Below are 12,412 nucleotides of genomic sequence, written 5' to 3'. Positions count from 1 at the left end.
TTTTTGTGTTTATTTTTATTTACCGAATGTTATAATCCATAAATTCAATAAGGCTAAAGACGAAAAAAGCATGAAATAGAGACTGTTTAAAATAATAGCAATGATTTTTGGGGGTCCTGATTTTCCAAATATCGCTAAAACAATACCTAAAATAGGACACATTATTTCTATCATAAGTATATATTTTAAATAATAAGAGTAGAAAAAATAAGATGCTATAAATAAGTATTCAATAATTACAGCAATTACTGCGATAGAAAAAAATAAATAGGATAATAGCATATGTCTTTCTTTCACGGTTAACCTCCTTAGAAATTAAATCGTTAAAATAAAAGTTCTATTGATCTGTAGAACACAAGAGTGTATATATTTTGATTTAAAACATACTGAAGTACTATAAAACGATTATACGTAAAATAGATCTCTAGAAATATATATTCTAATTCCCTTTTCTTCTTGCATATAGTTGCAATTCTTCTTTTGAATATAACTAAAACACGAACGTTATTGACTGCTAATAAAAAAACATTCGATTATTTATTGACATTGTTTATGAAATATTGTTAATATAGCCATAGAAACAATAATATAAGACCTCATATAATCGCGGGGATATGGCCTGCAAGTCTCTACCTAACGACCGTTATTCGTTAGACTATGAGGGAAAGTCACTCGGTATTTTTCTATTCACAAGGGATACGTATGCCTGAGTAGAGCGCTTTCTCTCATAGTAAAAGAGAAACTGTTCTATTTCAGGCTTTTTTTATTTGAATCGGGGGGATTCTAATATGAAATCACTAGTTGGAGTCATAATGGGAAGCACGTCAGACTGGGAAACAATGAAATATGCTTGTGACATTTTAGATGAATTAAATATACCGTATGAGAAAAAAGTTGTATCCGCTCATCGGACTCCGGATTATATGTTTGAATATGCAGAGACGGCTCGTGAACGTGGATTGAAAGTTATTATTGCTGGAGCTGGTGGAGCAGCTCATTTACCAGGAATGGTTGCAGCGAAGACAAATCTTCCTGTAATCGGTGTTCCAGTTCAATCAAAAGCATTAAACGGCTTAGATTCATTATTATCCATCGTCCAAATGCCAGGAGGTGTTCCAGTTGCAACTGTTGCAATTGGTAAAGCTGGTTCAACAAATGCTGGATTACTTGCTGCACAAATACTTGGATCATTCCATGATGATATACATGATGCATTAGAATTGAGACGAGAAGCGATTGAAAAAGATGTGCGTGAAGGTAGTGAGCTAGTATGACGAGAATCATTTTACCTGGAAAAACAATCGGCATTATTGGAGGCGGCCAGCTAGGAAGAATGATGGCACTGGCGGCTAAGGAGATGGGATATAAAATTGCTGTTTTAGATCCTACAAAGCATTCACCATGTGCACAAGTTGCTGATATTGAAATTGTTGCACCGTATGACGATTTAAAAGCAATTCAGCATTTAGCAGAGATAAGTGATGTTGTCACATATGAATTTGAGAATATTGATTATAGATGTTTACAATGGCTTGAAAAACATGCGTACTTACCACAAGGTAGTCAGTTGTTAAATACAACGCAAAATCGTTTTACAGAAAAGAATGCGATTGAGAAAGCTGGGTTACCAGTAGCAACGTATAGATTAGTTCAAAATCAAGATCAGCTTACTGAAGCGATTGCTGAGTTATCATTCCCTTCCGTCTTAAAAACGACGACAGGTGGATATGATGGGAAAGGGCAGATTGTTTTAAGGAGTGAAGCTGATGTTGAGAAAGCGAGAAGTCTTGCGGATAGAGCAGAGTGTATTTTAGAGAAATGGGTGCCTTTTGAAAAAGAAGTATCAGTTATTGTAATTCGTAGTGTAAGTGGTGAAACGAAAGTGTTTCCAGTAGCAGAAAATATTCATGTAAATAACATTTTACATGAATCTATCGTTCCAGCTCGCATTACAGAAGAGCTTTCTCAAAAAGCAATTGCTTATGCAAAGGTACTTGCGGATGAATTAGGACTTGTGGGAACACTAGCGGTAGAGATGTTTGCTACAGCTAATGGTGAGATTTACATTAATGAATTAGCGCCAAGACCTCACAATTCAGGACACTATACACAGGATGCATGTGAAACGAGTCAATTTGGACAACATATTCGAGCAATCTGTAATTTACCTCTAGGAGAAACAAATTTGTTAAAACCAGTTGTCATGGTAAACATTTTAGGCGAACATATAGAAGGGGTCCTAAAACAAGTGAATAGATTAACCGGGTGCTATTTACACTTGTATGGAAAAGAAGAAGCAAAAGCACAGCGAAAAATGGGGCATGTTAATATTTTAAATGATAATATTGAAGTCGCTCTAGAAAAAGCGAAGAGTTTGCATATTTGGGACCATCAAGAACAACTGTTGGAGGGAAAAAGATGATTAGTCGTTATACACGCCCTGAAATGGGTGCGATTTGGACGGAAGAGAACAAATTTAAAGCGTGGTTAGAAGTTGAGATTTTAGCTTGTGAAGCATGGGCTGAGCTTGGCGACATTCCAAAAGAAGATGTTAAAAAAATTCGTGAACATGCATCATTTGATATTGATCGTATTTATGAAATTGAAAAAGAAACACGTCATGACGTAGTTGCATTCACTCGTGCTGTATCAGAAACGCCAACATTAGGCGAGGAACGTAAATGGGTTCATTACGGTTTAACATCTACAGACGTAGTAGATACAGCGTTATCTTACATCTTAAAACAAGCGAATGAAATCATATTAAAAGACTTAGAGAACTTTGTAAGCATTTTAGCTAACAAAGCGAAAGAGCATAAATACACAATCATGATGGGAAGAACACACGGTGTTCATGCAGAACCAACGACATTTGGTTTGAAACTTGGTCTTTGGTATGAAGAGATGAAACGTAACGTAGAGCGTTTCAAACAAGCTGCTGATACAGTTCGTGTTGGTAAACTATCTGGTGCGGTTGGTACATATGCAAATATCGATCCATTCGTAGAGAAATATGTTTGTGAAAACTTAGGATTAGAAGCAGCACCAATTTCAACACAAACATTGCAACGTGATCGTCACGCACACTACATGTCAACACTTGCATTAATTGCAACATCTATCGAAAAGATGGCAGTTGAGATTCGTGGTTTACAAAAGAGTGAAACACGTGAAGTTGAAGAGGCTTTCGCAAAAGGCCAAAAAGGTTCTTCTGCAATGCCGCACAAACGTAATCCAATTGGTTCTGAAAATATGACTGGTTTAGCTCGTGTTATCCGCGGTTATATGATGACAGCTTACGAAAATGTTCCATTATGGCATGAGCGTGATATTTCTCACTCTTCGGCAGAACGCGTAATTTTACCGGATGCTACAATTGCGTTAAATTACATGTTAAATCGCTTTGGTAATATCGTTAAAAACTTAACTGTATACCCAGAGAATATGAAACGCAATATGACAAGAACATACGGCTTAATTTATTCTCAGCGTGTAATGCTTACACTAATCGACAAAGGCATGGTGCGTGAAGAAGCTTATGATATCGTACAGCCTAAAGCGATGGAAGCTTGGGAAACACAAGTACAATTTAAAGAGCTTGTAGAAGCTGATGAGCGTATTACAAGTAAGTTAACACAAGAAGAAATTAATGAATGCTTCAATTATGAGCATCATATGCAACACGTTGATACAATCTTTGAACGCCTTGGATTAAACGAAGCATAAAATTTCATATGGCACAGAATAGAGTCATTCTGTGCCATTCTTTATAAAAACATTATTCACATTTTTCAAACTACAGGGGGCTTGCGAAATGCAAAAGCTAGAATTGCTGTATGAAGGTAAGGCAAAAAGAATTTATCGTACAGAATCAGCAGATATGGTTTGGGTAGAGTATAAAGATAGTGCGACTGCTTTCAATGGGGAGAAAAAAGAGACGATTACAGGAAAAGGTCGTTTGAACAATGAGATTACAACTTTATTGTTCAGAAAGTTACAAGAAGTGGGAATTAAAACACATTTTGTTGAGAAGTTATCTGAAACAGAACAACTTGTTAAAAAAGTGAGTATTATTCCTTTAGAAGTTGTCACAAGAAATGTAATTGCAGGAAGTCTTTCAAAACGATTAGGAATGGAAGAGGGGACTGTACTTGCAGAACCAATCGTAGAATTTTACTTCAAAGATGATGATTTAGGAGATCCACTTGTAACGGAAGATCATATTCGTGTATTAAACGTTGCATCGCCAGAGCAAGTAAGTGTATTACGAGATATGGCTCTACAAATCAATCAAGTGTTGATTGATCATTTCGCAAGCTGTCGTGTAAGATTAGTAGATTTTAAATTAGAGTTTGGCGTAACGGAAGAAGGAGAAATCATATTAGCAGATGAAATTTCACCAGATACTTGCCGTTTATGGGATGAAGCGAGCAATGAAAAGTTTGATAAAGACGTATTCCGTCGCGATCTTGGAAATTTAACAGATGCTTATGAAGAGATTTTAAAACGTTTAGGGGGAATTTCACATGTATAAAGTTAAGGTATATGTAACATTAAGAGAAAGCGTATTAGATCCACAAGGAACAGCGGTAAAAGGAGCTCTTCATAGTCTTTCATTCACAGAAGTACAAGACGTTCGAATCGGAAAGTACATGGAACTAACAATTGATAAATCTGTATCTGACTTAGATAGCACGGTAAAAGAAATGTGTGAAAAACTATTAGCAAACGTTGTAATGGAAGACTTCCGTTATGAAGTTGAGGAGGTTGTCGCACAGTGAAATTTGCCGTAATAGTATTTCCAGGTTCGAACTGTGATGTCGATATGTTCCATGCAATTAAAGATGAGCTAGGCGAAGAAGTAGATTACGTTTGGCACGATACAGAGAACTTAGATGAGTATGATGCAATTTTACTACCAGGTGGATTCTCTTATGGTGACTACTTACGCTGCGGTGCTATTTCTCGCTTTGCTAATGCAATGAAAGCAGTGCAAAAAGCTGCTGAGCAAGGAAAGCCGATTTTAGGTGTATGTAATGGATTCCAGATTCTTGTTGAATCAGGATTACTACCAGGAGCATTAATGAGAAACGAAAACTTAAAATTTATGTGTCGCACTGTTCAGTTGCGTGTTGAAAATAATGAAACAATGTTTACATCACAATATGAAAAAAATGAAGTAATCAATATTCCAATCGCTCATGGTGAGGGGAATTACTATTGTGACGAAGAGACCCTTAAACAATTAGAAGAGAATAATCAAATCGCATTCCGTTACGTAGAAAATCCTAACGGCAGCGTTTCAGATATTGCTGGTATTGTAAACGAAAAAGGAAATGTACTTGGTATGATGCCACACCCAGAGCGTGCTGTAGATGAATTACTTGGCGGTGCTGAAGGGTTAAAAGTCTTTCAATCTATCTTAAAACAGTGGAGGGAAACATATGTCGTTAATGCTTGAACCAAATCCAACACAAATTAAAGAAGAGCGTATATATGCGGAAATGGGGCTAACAGACGAAGAGTTTGCCATGGTTGAAAAGATTTTAGGTCGTCTGCCAAATTATACAGAAACAGGATTATTCTCTGTAATGTGGTCTGAGCATTGTAGTTATAAAAATTCAAAACCAGTTCTTCGTAAGTTTCCAACGACAGGTGAGCGTGTTCTGCAAGGACCTGGAGAAGGCGCTGGAATTGTAGATATCGGTGATAATCAAGCAGTTGTATTTAAAATGGAAAGTCATAACCATCCTTCAGCTATTGAACCATATCAAGGAGCAGCAACAGGTGTTGGTGGTATTATTCGCGACGTATTCTCTATGGGAGCACGTCCGGTAGCTCTATTAAACTCACTTCGTTTCGGTGAATTACAATCACCACGTGTGAAATATTTATTCGAAGAAGTAGTAGCAGGAATCGCAGGGTACGGTAACTGCATTGGTATTCCGACTGTTGGCGGCGAAGTACAATTTGATCCATGTTATGAAGGAAATCCACTTGTAAATGCCATGTGCGTAGGTTTAATTAACCATGAAGATATTAAAAAAGGGCAAGCGCACGGTGCTGGTAATACAGTAATGTACGTGGGAGCATCAACTGGTCGTGACGGTATTCACGGTGCAACATTCGCATCTGAAGAACTGTCTGAAAGCTCAGAGGCGAAACGCCCAGCGGTTCAAGTAGGAGATCCATTTATGGAAAAACTTCTTATTGAAGCATGTTTAGAATTGATTCAATCTGATGCACTTGTTGGAATTCAAGATATGGGTGCAGCTGGTTTAACATCATCTTCTGCAGAAATGGCAAGTAAAGCAGGAATGGGTATTGAAATGTACTTAGATGATGTACCACAGCGTGAAACAGGAATGACACCATATGAAATGATGCTATCTGAATCACAAGAGCGTATGTTAATTGTTGTGAAAAAAGGTAGAGAGCAAGAAATAGTAGATTTATTTGAGAAGTATGGTCTTGCAGCGGTTACGATGGGGAAAGTAACGGAAGATAAAATGCTTCGTTTATTCCATAAAGGTGAAAAGGTAGCTGAAGTTCCAGCAGATGCGTTAGCAGAAGAAGCACCAATTTATCATAAGCCATCAAAAGAAGCAGCATACTTTGCTGAATTCCAGGCAATGAAAATGGAAACACCAAAAGTAGAAAATTATAAAGAAACGTTATTCGCTCTATTACAACAACCAACAATTGCAAGTAAAGAGTGGGTATACGATCAATACGATTACCAAGTTCGCACAAGCACAGTGGTTACACCAGGTTCAGATGCAGCAGTTGTACGTGTACGAGGTACAGAAAAAGGATTAGCAATGACGACAGATTGTAACTCTCGCTACATTTATCTAGATCCAGAAATGGGCGGTAAAATTGCAGTAGCAGAGGCAGCGCGTAATATTGTATGTTCTGGCGGGGAGCCACTTGCAATTACAGATTGCTTAAACTTCGGTAACCCAGAAAAACCGGAGATTTTCTGGCAAATTGAGAAATCAGTAGACGGTATGAGTGAAGCTTGTCGCACATTACAAACACCAGTTATCGGCGGAAACGTATCGATGTATAACGAGCGTAGTGGTGAAGCTGTATATCCAACACCAACTGTTGGGATGGTTGGACTTGTACATGACTTAAAACATGTAACAACACAAGAGTTTAAGCAAGCTGGTGATTTAGTTTATGTAATCGGTGAGACGAAAGCTGAGTTTGGCGGAAGTGAATTACAGAAAATGATTCACGGCAAAATTTTCGGTCAATCACCAAGTATCGATCTAGATGTAGAATTAAAACGCCAAAAACAAGTATTAGAAGCAATTCAAGCTGGTCTTGTTCAATCTGCACATGATGTTGCTGAGGGTGGTTTAGCAGTTGCGATTTCAGAAAGTGCAATTGGTGCTAACGGCTTAGGTGCTACTGTGAAATTAGATGGAGAAGAAACAGCAGCATTATTCGCTGAATCACAGTCTCGCTTCGTGATAACTGTAAAACGTGAAAATAAAGAGGCGTTTGAGAAAGCGGTAGAAGCAATCCAAGTTGGAGAAGTAACAAGTACAAATGAAGTAACAATTCATAATGAAGAAAATGAAGTATTACTTACAGCAAATGTAGATGAAATGAGAAAGGCTTGGAAAGGGGCAATCCCATGCTTGCTGAAATAAAGGGGTTAAACGAAGAATGTGGCGTTTTCGGAATTTGGGGGCATGAAAATGCAGCACAAGTTTCATACTACGGATTGCACAGTTTACAGCACCGTGGACAAGAAGGCGCAGGCATTGTCGTAAATAATGGTGAGAAAATCGTCGGTCATAAGGGGTTAGGTTTAATATCAGAAGTGTTTTCAAGAGGTGAGCTAGAAGGATTAAATGGAAAATCAGCAATCGGACATGTACGATATGCAACAGCTGGTGGAAGTGAAGTTGCTAACGTTCAACCATTATTGTTCCGTTTTTCTGATCATAGTATGGCGCTAGCTCATAACGGGAATTTAATTAATGCAAAAATGCTTCGCCGTGAATTAGAGGCAGAGGGAAGTATTTTTCAAACAAGTTCAGACACAGAAGTACTTTTACATCTTATTAAACGTAGTACGAAAGACTCTTTAATTGAAAGTGTAAAAGAGGCTCTGAATAAAGTGAAAGGTGCGTTTGCGTATCTTTTACTAACTGGAAATGAAATGATCGTTGCGTTAGATCCAAATGGATTCCGTCCGCTTTCAATTGGAAAGATGGGGGATGCTTACGTTGTAGCATCTGAAACATGTGCTTTTGATGTAGTAGGTGCAACATACATTCGCGATGTAGAACCTGGTGAATTGCTTATCATTAATGATGAAGGAATTCAGGTAGATCGTTTCACAAACGATGTAGAACATGCGATTTGTAGTATGGAATACATTTACTTTGCACGACCAGATTCTAATATTGCTGGTGTTAACGTTCATGCAGCGCGTAAAAATATGGGAAAACGTTTAGCGGCGGAAGCTCCTATTGAAGCGGATGTTGTTACTGGTGTACCAGACTCTAGTATTTCAGCAGCGATTGGCTATGCGGAGGCAACAGGCATTCCGTATGAATTAGGATTAATTAAAAATCGTTACGTTGGACGTACGTTTATTCAGCCTTCTCAAGAACTGCGTGAGCAAGGGGTTAAGATGAAGCTTTCAGCAGTAAGAGGTGTAGTGGAAGGGAAACGAGTTGTTATGATTGACGACTCTATCGTAAGAGGAACGACAAGTAAACGAATTGTTCGTATGCTTCGTGAAGCTGGAGCGACAGAAGTTCACGTAAGAATCGCTTCACCACCTCTTAAGTATCCATGTTTCTATGGCATTGATATTCAAACGAGAAAAGAATTAATTGCAGCAAATAATACAGTAGAAGAAATCCGTGAAATGATCGGAGCAGATTCTTTAACATTTTTAAGTGAAGATGGATTAGTAGATGCAATTGGACGTCCATATGAAGGGAAATATGGCGGTCTATGTATGGCTTACTTTAATGGGGACTATCCAACAGCTCTTTATGATTATGAGCAAGAACTTTTAGAAAGTATAAAATAAGAAATTGAAAAAAGCTTCTACTTCTTTTGATGTAGAAGCTAGCTTCTTTCTTAAAACGGCGGCCCTGGATGGGGAGAAATTAAAAGACGAGGTGTAAATAACGATGGCGAATGCATATAAGCAAGCAGGAGTAGATATTGAAGCTGGATATGAAGCGGTATCTCGCATGAAAAAACACGTACAAACAACTATGAGAAAAGAAGTGCTAGGCGGTTTAGGCGGTTTTGGAGGTATGTTTGATCTATCAAAATTTGCATTAGAAGAACCTGTATTAGTATCTGGAACAGATGGCGTGGGAACGAAATTGATGCTCGCTTTTATGGCAGATAAACATGACACAATTGGTATTGATGCAGTAGCAATGTGTGTAAATGATATTGTTGTCCAAGGAGCAGAACCGCTTTTCTTCCTTGATTATATTGCTTGTGGTAAAGCTGAACCTAGTAAAATTGAAAACATCGTCAAAGGTATATCAGAGGGTTGTCGTCAAGCTGGTTGTGCATTAATCGGTGGAGAAACAGCTGAAATGCCAGGAATGTATTCTACGGAAGAATATGATTTAGCTGGTTTTACAGTTGGTATCGTTGATAAAAAGAAAATTGTAACAGGTGAAAAAATTGAAGCTGGTCACGCGTTAATTGGCTTAGCATCTAGCGGTATTCATAGTAATGGTTACTCTTTAGTACGAAAAGTGTTACTAGAAGATGGGGAACTATCTTTAGATCGCATTTATGGACGCTTAGAGCTACCTCTTGGTGAAGAATTATTAAAACCAACGAAAATTTATGTCAAACCTATTTTAGAACTATTGAAGAAACATGAAGTATACGGTATGGCGCATATTACAGGTGGTGGGTTCATTGAAAATATTCCTCGTATGTTGCCAGAAGGAATCGGTGCGGAAATTGAACTAGGGGCTTGGGAAATCCAGCCGATTTTCAGTTTACTTCAAGAAGTTGGAAAACTAGAAGAGAAAGAAATGTTCAATATTTTTAACATGGGTATTGGTATGGTAGTAGCGGTGAAGGAAGAAGATGCAAAAGATATTGTTCGTCTTCTTGAAGAGCAAGGAGAAACAGCTCGTATTATTGGACGTACTGTACAAGGGACTGGCGTTACTTTCAATGGGGGCACAGCACTATGAGTAGATTAGCAGTTTTTGCTTCTGGGAGTGGATCTAACTTTCAATCTCTCGTTAATGCGGTAGAAGAAAAAAGATTAGATGCAGAAATTAGTTTATTAGTATGTGATAAACCAGAAGCACGCGCTGTTGGGCGGGCCCATTATCATCATATTCCGTGCTTTGCCTTTTCAGCGAAAGCATATGAGTCAAAAGAAGTGTTTGAAAATGAGATATTAAAGAAGCTAGAAGAATATGAAATTGATTATGTTATTTTAGCTGGCTACATGCGCTTAATCGGGCCGACGTTACTAGAAGCATACGGTGGGAAGATTATTAATATTCATCCATCATTACTACCGAGTTTTCCGGGTAAAGATGCTGTCGGTCAAGCGTTAGAAGCAGGTGTGAAAGTAACTGGAGTAACAATTCATTATGTAGATGCAGGTATGGATACAGGTCCAATTATTGCGCAAGAAGCAGTAGTTGTTTCTGAAGGGGATACGAGAGAAAGCTTACAAAAGAAAATTCAACAAGTTGAACATAAATTATACGTAAATACAGTGAATCAAATTGTTCGGTCTGTGAAAGAACCAACTGTTAACTAACATACAACTAGGGGTGAAGGATCAATGAAAAAGCGTGCATTAGTAAGTGTTTCAGATAAAACAGGAGTAGTAGAATTTGTTAAAGGTTTACTTGAACAAGGGATCGAAGTTATTTCAACAGGTGGTACGAAAAAATTACTAGAAGAAAACGGCTTACAAGTAATCGGTATTTCTGAAGTAACAGGTTTCCCTGAAATTATGGATGGCCGTGTGAAAACTTTACATCCAAATATTCATGGTGGTCTATTAGCAGTTCGTGATAATGAAACACATGTAGCGCAAATGAATGAACTAGGCATTCAAGCAATTGATTTTGTTGTTGTAAACCTATATCCATTTAAAGAAACAATCGCTAAGCCTGATGTAACATTTGCTGATGCAATTGAAAATATTGATATTGGTGGCCCGACAATGATTCGCTCTGCTGCGAAAAATCATAAATTCGTATCTGTAATTGTAGATCCAGTAGATTATGATGTTGTATTAGCAGAACTAAAAGAAAACGGCGAAGTAATGGATGAAACGAAACGTAAACTAGCAGCGAAAGTATTCCGTCATACAGCAGCATACGATGCGCTAATTTCTAACTATTTAACAGAGCAAATGGGTGAAGAGAGTCCAGAAACATTAACTGTGACATTTGAGAAAAAACAAGACTTACGTTATGGAGAGAACCCACATCAAAAGGCAACTTTCTATAAAGCGCCATTCGCAGCAACTTCTTCTGTTGCATACGCAGAACAATTACACGGTAAAGAATTATCGTATAACAATATTAATGATGCAGACGCAGCGCTTAGCATCGTAAAAGAATTTACAGAACCGGCAGTAGTAGCGGTAAAACATATGAATCCATGTGGTGTTGGAGTAGGAACTGATATTCACGAAGCATATACTCGTGCTTATGAAGCAGATCCAGTATCAATCTTCGGCGGTATTATTGCAGCAAATCGTGAAATTGATAAAGCTACAGCAGAAAAGTTACATGAAATTTTCTTAGAAATTGTTATCGCACCTTCGTTCTCGCAAGAAGCTTTGGAAGTGTTGCAAAGTAAGAAGAACTTACGCTTACTAACTGTAAATATTGAAAAAGCGACAAGTGCAAGCAAAAAACTAACTTCTGTACAAGGTGGACTTCTCGTTCAAGAGGAAGATACGTTATCATTAGATGAAAGTACAATTTCAATTCCAACGAAACGTGAACCTTCAGAGCAAGAGTGGAAAGATTTAAAACTAGCTTGGAAAGTTGTAAAACATGTGAAATCAAACGCAATTGTTTTAGCGAAAGATGACATGACAATTGGTGTCGGTGCGGGACAGATGAACCGTGTAGGTTCTGCAAAAATCGCAATTACACAAGCTGGTGAAAAAGCACAAGGTAGCGCACTTGCATCTGATGCTTTCTTCCCAATGCCAGATACATTAGAAGAAGCAGCAAAGGCAGGAATTACAGCAATCATTCAACCAGGCGGATCGATCCGTGATGAAGATTCTATTAAAGTGGCAGATACGTATGGGATTGCTATGGTGTTCACTGGCGTACGTCATTTCAAACACTAATAGAGGATGTTTAAAAGGTCCGGTCGAGATAACTGTCGCATGTCGTCGTTGCAATGCCAG

General features: G+C 38.0%; 12 protein-coding genes and 1 riboswitch. Of the genes, 11 read left to right on the top strand and 1 reads right to left on the bottom strand.

Annotation, left to right across the window (positions count from 1 at the left end; all coding sequences use genetic code 11):
* Positions 1-15: 15 nt before the first annotated feature.
* Positions 16-282 carry a hypothetical protein gene (locus COK05_RS29355; protein WP_440898761.1) on the bottom strand — a complete coding sequence of 89 codons (267 nt, stop codon included), beginning with the start codon at positions 280-282 and terminating at the stop codon, positions 16-18.
* Positions 283-576: 294 nt separating this feature from the next.
* A riboswitch (purine riboswitch) is annotated at positions 577-678 on the top strand.
* Positions 679-788: 110 nt separating this feature from the next.
* Between COK05_RS29355 and purE the strand changes: the two genes are divergently transcribed.
* From purE to purH, 11 genes are all read left to right on the top strand, one after another.
* Positions 789-1,274, top strand: coding sequence for a 5-(carboxyamino)imidazole ribonucleotide mutase (gene purE, locus COK05_RS29350; protein WP_000839367.1), 486 nt, complete (start codon positions 789-791; stop codon positions 1,272-1,274).
* Positions 1,271-2,422 (top strand): 5-(carboxyamino)imidazole ribonucleotide synthase, encoded by a 1,152-nt coding sequence (gene purK, locus COK05_RS29345; RefSeq protein ID WP_098615324.1) that lies wholly within the window; start codon positions 1,271-1,273, stop codon positions 2,420-2,422. Before purE ends, purK begins: the two co-directional genes overlap by 4 nt.
* Positions 2,419-3,726 carry an adenylosuccinate lyase gene (purB, locus tag COK05_RS29340; RefSeq protein WP_000625687.1) on the top strand — a complete coding sequence of 436 codons (1,308 nt, stop codon included), beginning with the start codon at positions 2,419-2,421 and terminating at the stop codon, positions 3,724-3,726. The genes purK and purB overlap by 4 nt, the downstream gene beginning before the upstream one ends.
* A gap of 88 nt (positions 3,727-3,814) precedes the next feature.
* Complete coding sequence (gene purC, locus COK05_RS29335) at positions 3,815-4,534, top strand: phosphoribosylaminoimidazolesuccinocarboxamide synthase (RefSeq protein WP_098615323.1); 720 nt, start codon at positions 3,815-3,817, stop codon at positions 4,532-4,534.
* A complete protein-coding gene (purS, locus tag COK05_RS29330; protein WP_098615322.1) occupies positions 4,527-4,781 on the top strand; it encodes a phosphoribosylformylglycinamidine synthase subunit PurS in 255 nt (84 codons plus the stop codon). Before purC ends, purS begins: the two co-directional genes overlap by 8 nt.
* Positions 4,778-5,461 (top strand): phosphoribosylformylglycinamidine synthase subunit PurQ, encoded by a 684-nt coding sequence (gene purQ, locus COK05_RS29325; protein WP_000666784.1) that lies wholly within the window; start codon positions 4,778-4,780, stop codon positions 5,459-5,461. Before purS ends, purQ begins: the two co-directional genes overlap by 4 nt.
* Complete coding sequence (gene purL, locus COK05_RS29320) at positions 5,445-7,664, top strand: phosphoribosylformylglycinamidine synthase II (RefSeq protein WP_098615321.1); 2,220 nt, start codon at positions 5,445-5,447, stop codon at positions 7,662-7,664. The genes purQ and purL overlap by 17 nt, the downstream gene beginning before the upstream one ends.
* Positions 7,649-9,064: an amidophosphoribosyltransferase gene (purF, locus tag COK05_RS29315; protein ID WP_098615320.1), complete on the top strand. Its 1,416-nt coding sequence runs from the start codon at positions 7,649-7,651 to the stop codon at positions 9,062-9,064. Before purL ends, purF begins: the two co-directional genes overlap by 16 nt.
* A 103-nt stretch (positions 9,065-9,167) precedes the next feature.
* Positions 9,168-10,208, top strand: coding sequence for a phosphoribosylformylglycinamidine cyclo-ligase (purM, locus tag COK05_RS29310; protein ID WP_098615319.1), 1,041 nt, complete (start codon positions 9,168-9,170; stop codon positions 10,206-10,208).
* On the top strand, positions 10,205-10,792 hold the full coding sequence (gene purN / locus COK05_RS29305; protein ID WP_098615318.1) for a phosphoribosylglycinamide formyltransferase: 588 nt from the start codon (positions 10,205-10,207) through the stop codon (positions 10,790-10,792). The genes purM and purN overlap by 4 nt, the downstream gene beginning before the upstream one ends.
* Positions 10,793-10,816: 24 nt before the next feature.
* Positions 10,817-12,352, top strand: a complete 1,536-nt coding sequence (purH, locus tag COK05_RS29300; protein WP_098615317.1) for a bifunctional phosphoribosylaminoimidazolecarboxamide formyltransferase/IMP cyclohydrolase — start codon at positions 10,817-10,819, stop codon at positions 12,350-12,352.
* Positions 12,353-12,412: the final 60 nt, after the last annotated feature.

Source organism: Bacillus cereus, from assembly GCF_002567495.1.
GTDB classification, from domain to species: Bacteria; Bacillota; Bacilli; order Bacillales; family Bacillaceae_G; genus Bacillus_A; species Bacillus_A cereus_AQ.
This window is presented reverse-complemented; position numbering and strand designations above follow the sequence as displayed.